A 13,964-nucleotide genomic window follows, 5' to 3' on the forward strand; every position below is an offset into this window, starting at 1 on the left:
TCTCAACCATCGTCGCGGACGGCGGAGAGCAGACGGGCACAGCGCGCGCTCATGTCCTGCGCGGACAGGTCGGGGTGGGAGACCCACCAGCCGACGAGGGCGCTGACCGTGCCCGTCCACACATGCTTGAGGGCGTCCGCGTCAAGGACGTCGTCATTGCCGTGGCCACGCAGCAGCGACGCGGTGCCGGAGGCAGCCAGGTCGTCGATGGCCTCGCGGTGACGGTGGGCGGCGCGCCATGGTTCGGAGCCGGGCGGCAGGGTCCGGTCGTACAGCACGAACCAGGCGTGCCGCTGTTCCTCCAGCGTTTCGAAGACCGCGGTGAGGACGGCGTGGGGCAACCGGCGCTCCGACGGACTCGATGACATGGCCTCGTTGATCGCCGCGAGAAGGCGGGGGCCGATGTGTTCGAGACAGGCCGCATAGAGGCCGTCCTTGGAACCGAAGTACGTGTACAGCATCGGCTTGGTGACCCCGACGCGCCGGGCGATCGCGGCCATCGACGCCGCGGCGTGGCCGTGCCGTCCGAACTCCTCCAGGGCCGCGGCCACGATCTGCTCCTCGCGACGGGCACGCGGGACGCCCTTGGTTCCGGCGCCGCGGCTCCGGCCCTGGATTCCTTGCGTACCGCCGGATCCGCTCGATGCGGCGGCGCCGGCCGGATCCGGAGTGGCCGAGGCACTTGCAGTGGTCATGACGGGGACTATACATTGCGGTAACTTACCAAGAGGTAAATTACCGAGAGGTCATATCTCGTGGTCGACAGCACTCCGCCCGTGTCCCGCTCCGACTCCAGCTCCAGCTACAGCGCCAACTCCTCCCGGAACCGCTCCTGGTGGGGCTGGGGCGCGACGGACAAGGCGCTGCCCGACGCCGAATGCACCGCACTCGGCGGACTGGTCCCGGGCGCGGCGGCGACCCCGCTGCCGGTGCCCGACATCTCCGCCCTCGAACTGCCCAAGGTGCGCATCGAGCCGCCCACGGCCCTCGCCCCGTTGATGTCGGCCGCGCCGCGGGACCGGGCCTCGCACACCTACGGCAAGGCGTACCGCGATGTGGTCCGGGCCCTGAACGGAGACCTCTCGGCCGCCCCCGACCAGGTCGCCTTCCCCCGCACCGAGCAGGACGTGATCGACGTTCTCGACTGGGCGACGGACGCGGACGTCGCCGTCGTGCCGTACGGAGCCGGCAGTTCGGTCGTCGGCGGGGTCGAGTACCGCGCGGCGCGGCACAGAGGCGTGGTGTCACTGGACCTCTCCTCCCTGGACCGCGTGCTGGAGATCGACCGTGTCGGCCGAGCCGCCCGGATCCAGGCCGGCGCCCTGGGCCCCGGCCTCGAAGCACAACTGAGGCCGCACGGACTCACTCTGCGCCACTTCCCGCAGAGCTTCGAGTTCTCCACCCTGGGCGGCTGGCTGGCCACTCGCGCCGGCGGTCACTACGCCACGCTGTACACCCACATCGACGACCTGGTCGAGTCGATGCGCGTGGTGACACCCGTGGGGGTCAACGAGTCGCTGCGGCTGCCCGGTTCGGGAGCGGGCCCCTCCCCCGACCGGTTGTTCCTGGGGTCCGAGGGCACGCTCGGCGTGATCACGGAGGCCTGGATGCGGCTCCAGGACCGCCCGCTCCACAAGGCCTCGGCCACGGTGCTGTTCGGCGACTTCGGCGATGCGATGAACGCCGTACGCGCCATCGCGCAGTCGGGTCTGCACCCGGCCAACTGCCGGTTGCTCGACCCCGGAGAAGCCGCACTGGCAGCTGTCGCACGGGACGGCGAGAGCGTGCTCGTCCTCGGGGTGGAGTCGGCCCACTTCCCCGTCGGCGAGGGCCTCGCCGATCTCGTCACCCTCGCGCGTGACCACGGCGGCTCACCGACGCCGGCCGTCCCCGGCGCCGAGGACACGGCCGGGGACGCCGCCGGCACCTGGCGCTCGGCGTTCCTGCGGATGCCGTACCTGCGTGATGGGCTCGCGCGGATGAGCGTGGTCACCGAGACGTTCGAGACGGCCTGCACCTGGGACCGTGCTCCGGAGCTGTACGAGTCGGTGCGCAGGCGACTGGGAGACGTCGTGAGGGAAGTGACGGGCACCGCGGGCACGATCAACTGCCGCTTCACCCATGTCTACCCGGACGGTCCCGCGCCGTACTTCACCGTCATCGCGCCGGGGCGGCGCGGCGAGGAAGTCGCCATGTGGGACGAGATCAAGTCCGCGGCCATGCAGATCCTCACCGACCACGGCGCGACCGTCACCCACCATCACGCGGTCGGCCGCGACCACCGTCCGGGATACGACCGCCAGCGCCCGGAGCCGTTCGCCCACGCACTGCGGGCCGTGAAGCAGGCGCTCGACCCTGCCGGCATCCTCAACCCGGGCGTGCTTCTCGATCCGGGCGCTGCCGACTGACGGTGGCCTTCACCGGAGTTCAGCTCGGGACGGGGGCCACCTTCGGCGGCCGGGACGCCGGCCGGAAGTGGTCGCCGCCTCCTGCGGCCCCGGCACGTCCCCACGGAATTGGGCAGCACCCTCCGCGATCACTATGATCCGCCGATGATCACAAGAAAACGACTGGCAGCCGCCCTGTGCGGCGCGCTGCTGGTCACGTTGACCGGTGGCCTCCTCCCCGCCGCCGCCTTCGCCGACTCGGGCGACTCCGCCGACGAACCGGCCGCGAAGGAACCGCCCAAGGTCGAACTCGTCCTCGACGTCAGCGGTTCGATGCGGGCACGCGACATCGACGGACAGTCCCGGATGTCCGCGGCCAAGCAGGCCTTCAACGAGGTACTGGACGCGGTGCCGGAAGAGGTCCGGCTCGGCATACGTACGCTCGGCGCCGACTACCCCGGCAAGGACCGGAAGACGGGCTGCAAGGACACCCGTCAGCTCTACCCCGTCGGCGAGCTCGACCGGACCGAGGCGAAGACGGCGGTGGCGACGCTCGCACCGACCGGCTGGACTCCGATCGGGCCCGCCCTGCTGGGCGCCGCCGACGACCTGGAAGGCGGTCACACCACCCGCCGGATCGTGCTCATCACGGACGGCGAGGACACCTGCGCCCCGCTCGACCCGTGCGAGGTCGCACGCGAGATCGCGGCCAAGGGCATCAACATCACCATCGACACGCTCGGCCTGGTCCCCAACGCCAAGATGCGTGCCCAGCTGATGTGCATCGCCGAGGCCACCGGCGGCACGTACACCTCCGTGCAGCACAAGGAGGAACTGTCCGACCGGGTCAGCCAATTGGTCGACCGCGCCGCCGAACCGGTCGTCACTCCGGTCGCGACGAAGGGCGGCGACAGCTGCAAGGACGCCCCGCAGCTGAAGGCCGGCCTCTACAACGACCGCGAGACCTTCGGCCAGCACCGCTGGTACCGGGTGGACCTGCGGCCCGGGCAGGAGCTGCGCGCGTCGGTGAGCATCGCCGCCGACCGCGCCGTCAACCGCGACTACGGTGTGCTGCTGCGCGCATCGACCGAGCACGGCCGGGAGATCGTACGCGGCGAGGCCGCCGGTGACGGACGCACCGACGTCATCTCGACGGGACTGCGCTATCCGAAGCCCGAGACCGAGGACGCCGGGACGGACACGGACGAGCCCGCGGCCGAGACGGTCTGTCTTCGGGTGAGCAACTCCTTCTCCGCCCCGGCCTCGGTCAAGACCGCTCCCGGTCTGCCCGTCGAGCTGACCCTCGATGTGGTGGACGGCCCGCACGACGCGTCCGACGTCGCCTTCTACGGCCTCGGCCGCGGCTGGTGGCTGCTCGGACTGCTGACGCTCGCGGGCTTCGCGGCCGGTCTGCTGTGGGGCTGGATCTCGCGCTGGCGCATCGCCGTCTGGAGGACCAACTGATGCGTACCGTACGTACCTTCGCAGCCGCCCTGCTCGCGGCCGCCGCACTCTTCTCGCTCCCCGGGACCGCTGCCGCGGACACCGCCTCCCCCACGCCGAGTGAGGGCTCCGAGGAGAGCGCCGCGCCGACCGAGGCAGGCACGACCTTCCGTACGGCCACCGTCGTCCGCCCCGGACAGCGGGCCACGGCTCAGGCGTCGACCGGTGACTACCTCTACTGGCAGTTCGCCGCCGACGCCGGGCAGCAGGCCACCGTACGGGCCACGGTGAAGCTGCCCGAGTCCGCGGCCCGGCACGGCGCCCACACCTGGCGGCTCGACGTGTACGACGGGCTGCGGCGCCGTCAGGCGTGCCGCTACGGCAGCGACGCCAAGGCGGCCCCGGCCGAGGCCGCGTCCGTCGAGCTGTCCTGCGCGCTGCGCACGGTCCGGGCCTGGTCCGAGCCGGCGGCGAACGACCCTCTGCCCGGCGCGTACTACGTACGCCTGACCGTCGTCGACGCGCCGGCCGAGGACCTCGGCGAGCCCGTCGACACCTCGGTGGAGGTCACGGCGGCAGACTCCGGAGGCGCCGCCGCAGTGGACGGCACCCTCGCCGCACCGCTGGTTCCCGCGTCGGGCCCCGAGATCCAGCCGGATGGCGGCTGGGCCTCCGGCCGGTGGTCGTCCCGCATCCTGTGGACGGCGGGGGGCGCGGTGCTCGCCGCCCTGGCGGGTATCTGGGGCTACCGCCTCAGCCGCGGCAACGGCCGCCCGGCGCACGTACCGACGGGCGCCTGACCTCGCACTGCGTCGCCCGCCCCGGGGCTCGTGACCCGGGGCGGGCGGCGCGGCTCGCGGAAAGCGACACCGCGGTCCGGTCACCCGGCTTCTGTGACGAGCAGAAGGCGCGGTCATCTTCCACCTGGCCCAGCGTCTGTCGAGCGACACCGCCTCGGGCAGCAGGATCTGAGGATCCGGACGGCGCGGCGGTCAGCTACTCCACCAGCGGCCGGCCGCCCACGCCAGTGCATAGCCCGCGCTGTTGAGGGCGCAGTGCAGCGCCATCGGGGGGATCAGGCTCCCGGACCGGCGACGCAGTTCGCAGAACACCACACCCGCGAGCGTGGTGCCCACGACCGCTGCCGTCACCGACAGCGCGATCCCGGCCGGTCCCGTACCGAAGACCGCCTCGGCGGCGGCGTTCGAGCGGGTGAGCCCGCGGGAGGGCTGGATGTGCCACAGCCCGAACAGCACCGAGGAGATGGCGGTGGCCCATGCGGCGCCCCATTGCCGCCGCATCATGGCCCACAGGACGCCCCGGAACGCGATCTCCTCCAGCAGCACGGTCCCGAGCGGTACCCGCACCAGGACGCGGAACAGCAACTGCCCGGCCGTCAGCTCCGCCGCCCGCTCGTCCTGGAATGCCTCGCGGGTGAACGGAAGGGCCAGCGCGACCGCGTAGACGAGAAGGACGGCCCCGACCAGAACGAGCCCCCAGCGCAGGCCCCGCCGGGCCGAGGAACGGCCGAGCCCCAGCTCGTCCCAGGTGAGGCCGGCCAGCCGGGCGATCAGCACGAGCGCGGCGGCCGCCATCACGCATACGGGCACGTACAGCTCGGGCCCGAGCCGGTTGACGAGCGCGTTCGTGGCCGCGAGCACGGCGACGGCCAGGAGGAGCATCCCCATGGTCACAGGAGGATGTCCGAACCCCGCGCCGGGCTGCGCGCAACGCGCCGCCCGGCCGGCAGAGCATCCGGCTCACCCGGTCCACGCACCACGAGCGGCCGGATCGAGTCGTCTCGCGTGAGTACGACGACCCGCAGCCGGCCACGGCGGCCCGCGAAGCCATCACGGGTCAGGTGTCGCGGGCCTCACCGTCCCGCACGCGCCGCTGGTGGCGTCGTTCCCAGCCGGCCGCAGACGACCGTTCAACAAGGCTGTCGACGCCTCACCGCGACCTCAACCGTGGTGGAGGTGCCTTCCACAAGGACGACGTCCCGCGTGGCCCCGAAGGCCGGCCGCACCCGTCCGCTGGGCCCGAGCGGCCCTCAGCCGCGTCCCGCCGCCCACTCCGCCAGTTCCTCGCGCGCGCCACGCAGCAGGTCGCCGGAGGGGGCCGTCGCCCCGCTGGTGATCAGAGCGTAGTGCAGGCCGTCGGCGTCCGGCGCGGTGAGCAGGAGGCGGCGGCTGCCGGTCCCGCCCGGCTCGGGAGCCGCTGCGATCGGGGTACTGCCGTCGTACGACGGAGGTGCGTGCACCGAGCCCAGGTCGGAGACGACCGTCGTACGCGACGTCGCGAAGGAGGCCGGGAGGTGCAGGTCCGTGGGAACCGACGTACCGTCCGAACGCCACAGCAGGAGGCCGTACTGACCGTCGCCGACGAGCTCGCGGACGCGCGGCAGGGACGACGGCACCAGGTTCCAGGTGAGAGTGGTGGAACCGTCGCGGGAACGGTCCTCGTACGTGAAGGCGAATACGCGTCCCGCGGTGGCACTCGGGTAGAGGCGGTCCAGCAGGCGGGCGTCCTGGCGGAGCACCGGCGCGCCCGTGTCGTCGAGACGGACCGCCGACAGGTCCTCGTCGTTCCAGGCGTCGCCCGCGCTGAGGACCTTGTCGGGGTTGTCGTTCATGAGTTCGTGGTGGCGGTCGTTGTAGATGTCCCACTGCCACTGTGTGCCGGACAGGACAGGGCCCGAGTCCTGGGGGCGAGACCACCAGGTCGCGCCGGGCAGCCGGGAGTCGAGGGCCTGGTACATCGCCTTGCCCACGGTCGGGGCCTTGTCGGAGACCGTGCCGCTGAGCGGGTGTCCGAACTCGCTGACGACGGCCGCCGTTCCCGCACTGGCAGCACGGTCGCGGACGGCGCCGAAGTCGCCCGCGTACTGGCCGTCCTTCGCCTTGCCCCACATGAAGACGCCGGAGATCGCCTTCTGGTCGTAGAAGTGGGTGTTGAAGACATGGCGCGGACCGAGCCGTCCGGCGTCGAGGAGTCCGCCCTCCTGTTTCTGGAAGTCCAGGTTGGCGTTCCAGAAGAGGTTCGGCTCCACGAATGCGGGCTTGTCACGCCACCCTGCCGCGTCCATGCGGGCGCGGAACTTCTCGTAGAAGGGCCAGAGGACGTCACGCTCCCAGGCACGGCTGGTCTGACCGGGGTCGTACGAGCCCGCGTGCGGCTCGTTGTACGGGTCGAAGCCGACGACGCCCGCGAACTCCGCTGCGGTGAGGTGCTCGGCGACGTAGGCCATGGTGGTCTGCGCCGTCGTGAGGAACGCGTCCTGGATACCGCCCTGGTTGTGCCAGAAGTCGTACGTCGCCCGCGTCACGGCCTGGTTCTGGGTGATGTTCTGTCCCCAGAACAAGCAGATCCCGCAGAACTCGCGCGGGTAGCCACCGGAGTCCACCACCCACTTGGGGGCTCCGTCACCGGTGTACCAGCTGCCTTGGTCGAACAGGTACCGGGAGAAGAGGTCCTGGTGGAAGTCCGGGTAGACGCGGACACCGGCCCGGAGGAAGGCCCGCATCTGGGCGGTGGCGGCGGCGAGATAGGCGTGATCGACGTGGCCGCGTACGGGTTCGGCGTGCGCCCACGACAGCAGGAAGCGCACGGCGTTCCCGCCTCCGAGCACGCGCAGCGCGGCAGCGGACTTCTCGGCGTCTGCGACGGACGCGAAGGGCAGTCCGCCGTTCTCCTCGAGTTTGGTCTCCCCCGAGACGTTGTATCCGCGCAGGACGACCTCACGGCCGAGTCCGTCGACGAAGCGGCCGTCCTGGACCGTGAAGGAGGCGGCGGCCCGCTCGTCGAACCAGAGAGGGCCCGGCACGGGAACTGCGGCGGACGGTGTCCCGGTTCCGGCGAGGGGCGCCATGACGAAAACAAGGACAAGGGCAAGGACACCGAGGAGACGCGCGCGCATCGTCGTCATGCGCTCCACGTTCCTGACGCGTCGTCAGACTGTCAATGGTCGCGGGTAGGGTCGTTCCACGCACTGCGACAGCAAAGAGCAGCGAAGAACAGCAAAGAGAGGCACATGACCGACACAACGCCTTCCTTCCGTCTCCTCCCCGGCTCCGGCGACTCCCCGGTGATCCTGCATGTCCCGCATTCCTCCCGGGTGATACCCGGGTCGGTGCGGGGCGGCATCGTGCTGGACGACCATGCTCTGCAACGCGAACTCGACCACATCACCGATGCCCATACCGCGGAGCTGGCGGCCGCCGCGGCCGATGCCGCGCGGGTCAGGCCGTGGCGGTTCGTCAACGGACTCTCGCGGCTGGTGGTCGACCCCGAGCGGTTCCCGGACGAGCGGGAGGAGATGCTGGCGGCCGGTATGGGCGCCGTGTACACGCGGACCACGCACAGGGAACAGCTCCGCCCGGCGGACCTGGACCCCCGGCCGCTGATCGACCGCTACTTCCATCCGTACGCGGAGGCGATGACGGCCGCGGTGGCCGGCCGGCTGGAGGCTGCCGGACGAGCCGTCGTCGTCGACGTCCACTCGTACCCGACGGCGCCGTTGCCGTACGAGCTCCACGGCGAGGGCCCACGACCGCCGATCTGTCTCGGGACCGACCCCTTCCACACCCCGGCCGGTCTTCTCTCCCTCGCGGAGAAGGCGTTCGCGGGCTTCGGCGGGACCGGCCTCAACAGCCCCTTCGCGGGCACGTACGTCCCGCTGGAGTTCTACGGCAACGACCCACGCGTCAGCGCGCTGATGATCGAGATCCGCCGGGATGTCTACATGGAGGAGCCGGGAGGCCCGGCGGGTCCCGGGATCGCCGGACTCGCCACCGCGCTCGCGGAGCTGGTCGACGGGCTGGTCGACGGGCTGTGACGGAGCGCGCTCACGTGTCCCGGACGTCCGGCTCGAGGAAGACCGCGACGAGCCGGTCGCTCCACTGCCTGGCGTCATCCGCACCCGCCTGCGCGGCGCGGTACGCGCGGATCGCCGGGTCGGAGAGCGTGAGGGTCACCACCGGGCAGTCCGCGGCGTCGTTGGTGTGCTCGGGCGTGCAGGAGATCACGTCCGCCATGGTGCGACCCGGACAGACAGCCCCGGCGGGCACGTCCACGTCGAGGAGCAGCTCCTCGCCGGGAGCGACCCGGTAGCTGCCGGACGGCGGGACGCCGACAGGCTTGCCCGGGTAACCGCCGTCGACGACCGTCGCGGAGAGTCCGCGGGCGCTGGCGCGACGGCCTTCACCGTGCGGGCCGTAGAGGTCGAGCGTGACCCGGCCCTTGGCCACCGGTGCGTCGAGCAGCAGGGGCCGCTCGCCGGTCCGGACATTCACATGGACGGTGAAGGTGGGCCTGCCCCGCAGCTTCGGGCCGGGGTCCTCGACGGCCCAGCCGGTGAGCACCAACTGGGGGTCGTCGTCCCGCTCGCCCTCCCCCAGCGGCCGCGGCCTGGGGCCGTCGTCCAGCCCGCACTTCGACAGCTGGGCCGTACCGCCGCCCGGGAGCGGGACGTCCCTCGGCGGCTCGGCCGCGGCGGACTCGGGGCGCCACAGGGTCGTCGCCGACGGATTCATCAGCAGCACCACGAGCACCAGGAGGGTCACGACGGGAACGGAGAGCAGCAGCCAGGAACGCAGGGATATGCGGGTCACGATTGTTCCAGCGCATCGGACCGCAAGATCGTCACATCTGGGACGGCGTCCCGGCGGTGTCCGAGAGCTCGGGGACGGACTCGACCGTGCCGCGGTGCCGTGCGCGTTCCGCGGCGAGGACGGCGAGGTGGCCGGCCAGGGAGTCCCGCGGACCGGACGTGATCGGATCCGGATTGCCGGTGGCCACGGCTTCGACGAAGGCGTCCATCAGGCCGGCGTCCCCACCGCCGTGGCCACCGCCGGCGCTCATCGCCCCGTATGCGTCGGGGGTGATGACCTCCTCGCTGCGGCTGAGGAAGTCGTAGACCCGCAGCGTCGCGCCGTCGCCGGCCAGTTCGCCGTGGGTGCCGAAGATACGGGTGCGGCGGTTGGCGTGTTCGGTGAACGCGGTCATGGTGAAGGTGGCGGTCGTGCCACCGGGGAACTCCATGGACACCACCTGGTGGTCGACGACGTCGTTGTCGCACGCGTACACGCAGCGGCCGTACGGGCCGGTGCGCAGGGCCTGTTCGAGTGCCCCGGGGGTGCAGTCGTCGACGACGACGGTCAGCGGCCAGTGGTGTTCACGACGGTCGAGCATGCCGCCGTAGAGGCGTTTGGCGGAGTACGGGCAGGAGGTCTCGACGGTGCAGTCGAGGCAGCGGTCCGCGGCGCCTGCGGGCCGGTTGGCCGGGGTGAAGTGGGACAGCCCGCCGAAGCTGGCCACCCGGGCCGGCGGCCGTCCGAGAACGTACTGCAGCCAGTCCAGGTCATGGCACGACTTCGCCATGAGCATCGACGTCGACTCGTCGCTGCGGCGCCAGTTGCCGCGTACGAAGGAGTGCGCCTGATGCCAGAAGCCGACCGGTTCCAGGTGCTGGACGCTCATGATCCTGCCGAGCCGGCCGGAGTCGACGATCCGCTTCAGGGCGCGGGTGTACGGGGTGTAGCGCAGCACGTGTCCCACGGCGAGCATGACTCCGGCCTGTTCCACCGCCTCGACGATCTCCCTGCAGGAGCTCTCGTCCAGGGCCATGGGCTTCTCCAGCATGATGTGGTACCCGAGGGCGGCGAAGGCCACTGCGGGCTCCACGTGCAGACGGTCGGGGGTGCAGATCAGCACTGCGTCGGCGATCCTGCCGCGGCCGAGGAGCTCCTTCCAGTCGGCCGCCGCGTACTGCGGCGCGATGCCGTGCGCTTGCGCGAACCTGGTCCGGCGTACGTCGCGGGGCTCGGCGACGGCCACGACCCTCGCGCGCTCAGGGTGCTGAAGTGCCCATCGTGCGTACCCGGTACCACGGTCGCCGGCGCCGACGACGAGGAGAGTGACAGGTGGCATGCCGCGACGGTAGCGGCGGCGATCGCCTCACGGGAAGCGTTCTCCGTCCGGAGCCTACGGAGCGCCACCGCACTGCCTGTATCCGCGTCCGCGTCCGCCTGCGCATGCGGACGCGGATACAGATACGGATACGGATACGGATACGGATGTCGGGTTACGGCGCCACGAAGAGCGCCGGGAAGCGGGGAGCGAGCCAGGGTTTGCGGCCCCAGGAGAGTGCGCGGCCCCGGGCGATGGCGCCCCAGGGCTCGCAGCGGCCGAGCGCCATCAGCAGGAACGTGACCGGCTCGGTGAGGATCGTGCAGTCCGGGCGGTCCGGCGGCTGCGGGCCGGCGGACACCGCGCCGTCGGTGAGCGTGACGCCGAAGCGGGCCCCGCCCCACAGGCGGATGGCGAACCGGGCGTTCAGCCGACGTGCGGCAGCGGCATCGACGACCCGCGGCATGGCCACGATGAGGAAGGGCAGCGTCAGCTCGACACGGGCACGGTCGATCATGTGCGGCCGGCCCAGGGCGCGGGCGAGGTCGTAGCCGTGGCCCAGCATGTGCGTCAGCAGGTACGAGCCCAGCGTGGCGACGTCCATCGGGCCCAGCGGCGTCGTCACGGTGCCCTGCGCCGTGCCCTCGTCGGCAGCCTTCAGAAAGGCGGCGGCATGCTGCACGATCATCTCGGCCAGCGGATCGGCCGCACGCTCGTCGAAGTCGGCCAGCGCACGCGCATTGGCCGCCGCCAGGCTCTGCGGCGTACCGTCCCCGTAGCTGCGCTCGCGCCCCGCCGCGATGTCGGCCATCAGCTCGTTGGCCTGGGCCAGGTGCGCCGCCGCCTCCCCGACGGTCCACTCCGAGCGGGGTACCGGAACGGCTGTGTCCGCGAGCCCGCGCAGCAGCGTGGCGATGTCCTCGGCGGTGTCGCGTATCGCGTCGGCGAGTCCGCCGGGCAGAGTGCCTCGTGCGTCCTGCCCGGCCATTGGTTCCACGCTTCTCCTCATCACCCTCGAATCGCGCGGGATGCATGTCTTTCGGCCCGCCGGCGGACCTGTTCGTGATCGCCCGCGGTACACAAGACCAGGCAACGGCGGCCGCGACAAGAGGCTGACCAGCAAAGCCGTACGAAACTCCGGGCACCGGGCCCGGACCGTCGCCGGGCCCGGACGGGCACCGGGCTCGGACTGTCGCCGGGCCGGGCCGACTGTCGTCGCCGGTACACCAACGATCTTCGAGGGAGCGCCCCCGTCAGTGACCGACGTCGTGGTCGCCGGCCTCGACGAGTCCGCTCTCGTACGCGAAGATCACGATCTGGATGCGATCGCGCAGACCGAGCTTGGTGAGGATGCTCGACACGTGCGACTTGACGGTGGCGGTCCCGATGACGAGCTCCTCGGCGATCTCCGAATTGCTGGCCCCCCGAGCGACAGCCACCAGAATCTCGCGCTCCCGGTCGGTGAGCCGTCCCAGGCGGCCCGCGACCGCCGTGTTGACGGTGCGGCGCCCTGCGAACTGGTCGATGAGGCGCCGAGTGATCGAGGGCGCCAGCAGCGCCCCGCCCTCGGCCACGGTGCACACAGCGGTGGCGAGTTGTTCCGGAGGGATGTCCTTGAGCACGAAGGCGCTGGCGCCGGCGCGCAGTGCCTCGTAGACGTACTCGTCCGGGTCGAACGTGGTCAGGATCACCACCCGGACGACCCAGTCGGCCTCCTCCAGAATCCGGGAGGTGGCCTCGAGGCCGTCCATCTCGGGCATGCGGATGTCCATGAGAATCACGTCAGGACGATGCCGGCGCGCTGCCTCGATCGCCTCGCGCCCGGTCCCGGCCTCGGCCACGACCTCGATGTCGTCGTTGATCCGCAGAATCATGGCGAAGCCTCTGCGGACCAGCGCCTGGTCGTCGACGACGACGACACGGATGCTCACGCGGGCTCCTCCCCCGTGGGCAGATGAGCTGCCACCCGGAATCCGCCACCGGGACGCGGACCCGCTTCGAGGCTGCCGCCCAGCAGAATCGCCCTCTCCCGCATACCGACGATCCCGTGGCCTGCCGCGTTTCCGCGGGCCGCGCCGGGAATGGACTGGGCGGCGGCACCGTGGCCGTCGTCGACGACCTCGACGGTGATGCCGCCCGTCCCGCTGCTCAGGCGCACTTCGGTGCGTGTCCGCGGTCCGCTGTGCTTGAGCACGTTGGTCAGAGCCTCCTGGACGATGCGGTACGCCGACAGCTCCACGCGGGCCGGAAGGGGAGCCCGAACACTGTCGGTCACGGAGACCTCCAGACCGGCCTCCCGGACCTGCTCCACGAGCCGGGGCAGATCGGCCAGGCGGGGCTGGGGCCCGAGCCCTTCGCGCTCCGCCTCCGGCCGCAGCACTCCCAGCAAGTGCCGCAACTCGTCCAGCGCCTGGCGCCCTGCCTCCTCCACCGCTGCCATCGCTTCCACAGCACCCTGGGGATCGTCGGCGGCCACCACCCGGGCCGCACCGGCCTGCACCGTCATCATGCTCACCCTGTGGGCGACCACGTCGTGCAGTTCACGAGCGATGTGGGTGCGCTCCTCAGCGACGATCCGCCGTGCCTCGGCGGCCTGCTCCCGGCGGAGCTGCTCGGCCCGCTCGGCGCGCAGCCGCAGTCGTCGACCGACGTACCAGACGCCGAACATGACCAGGGCCCCGAAGCCGATCTCCCCCCAGGGGACGGGGTCGAGGAGTCCGTCGACGGTGAGGACGGCGACGGCCGCCACGACGCCGAGGCGCCCCCGCCAGGCGTCTGCGGCGTACTTCCCGGCGCTGTACAGCGCGATGAGCGCGAACCCTCCCAGATCGGAGTAGCCGCTGCCCAGCGTCAGGGCCCAGGCGGCGATCACCACACCCAGGACCGCGTCGGGTCGGCGGCGGCGCCGTTGGAGCGCCGCGGCGGCCACCGCGAAGACCAGCAGGGCAAGGACCGGGATGTCGGTGACCGAGCGGACGACGACCGTGTCGCCCGGTCCCTCCACCAAGAACACCGTCATCAACAACACGGCGATCGCGAGGGCGGCGTCCGCGACCCGCGGCCAGCGGGCGAACGGGCCGCGGAACCTGCCCGGCACGCGGCGGCCCGCGGTCTCGGAGGGCGGCGCCGTGCGGTTCATCTTCGCTCCAGGAAAGCCGTCGGTGCCCCGGCGCAGGCCATCAGCTGCGCCAGGCGGGCCATCCTATTTCCAGGTCGGAGCAACAGTCA

At 71.6% G+C, this 13,964-nt stretch carries 12 protein-coding genes; 4 read left to right on the plus strand and 8 right to left on the minus strand.

The annotated features are described in order from the left end of the window. Nucleotides 1-2: 2 nt before the first annotated feature. Nucleotides 3-695 (minus strand): TetR/AcrR family transcriptional regulator, encoded by a 693-nt coding sequence (locus tag AC0699_RS08085; protein ID WP_478657100.1) that lies wholly within the window; start codon nt 693-695, stop codon nt 3-5. Between the two features lie 60 nt (nt 696-755). Between AC0699_RS08085 and AC0699_RS08090 the strand changes: the two genes are divergently transcribed. From AC0699_RS08090 to AC0699_RS08100, 3 genes are all read left to right on the plus strand, one after another. Beyond that, nucleotides 756-2,408, plus strand: coding sequence for an FAD-binding oxidoreductase (locus AC0699_RS08090; RefSeq protein WP_478657103.1), 1,653 nt, complete (start codon nt 756-758; stop codon nt 2,406-2,408). Nucleotides 2,409-2,552: 144 nt separating this feature from the next. Continuing rightward, nucleotides 2,553-3,851 (plus strand): VWA domain-containing protein, encoded by a 1,299-nt coding sequence (locus tag AC0699_RS08095; protein WP_478657105.1) that lies wholly within the window; start codon nt 2,553-2,555, stop codon nt 3,849-3,851. Then, nucleotides 3,851-4,630, plus strand: a complete 780-nt coding sequence (locus AC0699_RS08100; RefSeq protein WP_478657108.1) for a hypothetical protein — start codon at nt 3,851-3,853, stop codon at nt 4,628-4,630. Before AC0699_RS08095 ends, AC0699_RS08100 begins: the two co-directional genes overlap by 1 nt. A gap of 192 nt (nt 4,631-4,822) precedes the next feature. Here the strand turns inward: AC0699_RS08100 and AC0699_RS08105 are convergent, their stop codons facing one another. Together AC0699_RS08105 and AC0699_RS08110 are read right to left on the minus strand one after the other, a co-directional pair. Then, nucleotides 4,823-5,518: a lysostaphin resistance A-like protein gene (locus AC0699_RS08105; RefSeq protein WP_478657110.1), complete on the minus strand. Its 696-nt coding sequence runs from the start codon at nt 5,516-5,518 to the stop codon at nt 4,823-4,825. Between the two features lie 362 nt (nt 5,519-5,880). Beyond that, on the minus strand, nt 5,881-7,755 hold the full coding sequence (locus AC0699_RS08110) for a cellulase family glycosylhydrolase (protein WP_478657112.1): 1,875 nt from the start codon (nt 7,753-7,755) through the stop codon (nt 5,881-5,883). A gap of 105 nt (nt 7,756-7,860) precedes the next feature. On the opposite strand from AC0699_RS08110, the gene AC0699_RS08115 reads away from it, so the two are divergent. After that, the gene (locus AC0699_RS08115; RefSeq protein WP_478657114.1) at nt 7,861-8,664 is read left to right on the plus strand and encodes an N-formylglutamate amidohydrolase; all 804 of its coding nucleotides are present in this window, start codon (nt 7,861-7,863) and stop codon (nt 8,662-8,664) included. Between the two features lie 10 nt (nt 8,665-8,674). Here the strand turns inward: AC0699_RS08115 and AC0699_RS08120 are convergent, their stop codons facing one another. The 5 genes from AC0699_RS08120 to AC0699_RS08140 all read right to left on the minus strand — a co-directional run bounded on the left by AC0699_RS08120 (nt 8,675) and on the right by AC0699_RS08140 (nt 13,875). Then, nucleotides 8,675-9,439 carry a hypothetical protein gene (locus AC0699_RS08120; RefSeq protein ID WP_478657116.1) on the minus strand — a complete coding sequence of 255 codons (765 nt, stop codon included), beginning with the start codon at nt 9,437-9,439 and terminating at the stop codon, nt 8,675-8,677. A gap of 31 nt (nt 9,440-9,470) precedes the next feature. Continuing rightward, on the minus strand, nt 9,471-10,757 hold the full coding sequence (locus tag AC0699_RS08125) for a Gfo/Idh/MocA family protein (RefSeq protein WP_478657118.1): 1,287 nt from the start codon (nt 10,755-10,757) through the stop codon (nt 9,471-9,473). Nucleotides 10,758-10,911: 154 nt separating this feature from the next. Further along, nucleotides 10,912-11,724, minus strand: coding sequence for a maleylpyruvate isomerase family mycothiol-dependent enzyme (locus tag AC0699_RS08130; RefSeq protein WP_478657226.1), 813 nt, complete (start codon nt 11,722-11,724; stop codon nt 10,912-10,914). Between the two features lie 265 nt (nt 11,725-11,989). Next, on the minus strand, nt 11,990-12,667 hold the full coding sequence (locus AC0699_RS08135) for a response regulator (RefSeq protein ID WP_478657120.1): 678 nt from the start codon (nt 12,665-12,667) through the stop codon (nt 11,990-11,992). Next, complete coding sequence (locus tag AC0699_RS08140) at nt 12,664-13,875, minus strand: sensor histidine kinase (protein WP_478657122.1); 1,212 nt, start codon at nt 13,873-13,875, stop codon at nt 12,664-12,666. Before AC0699_RS08140 ends, AC0699_RS08135 begins: the two co-directional genes overlap by 4 nt. Between the last annotated feature and the right edge of the window lie 89 nt (nt 13,876-13,964).

The organism is Streptomyces sp. NPDC043870 (assembly GCF_056435785.1).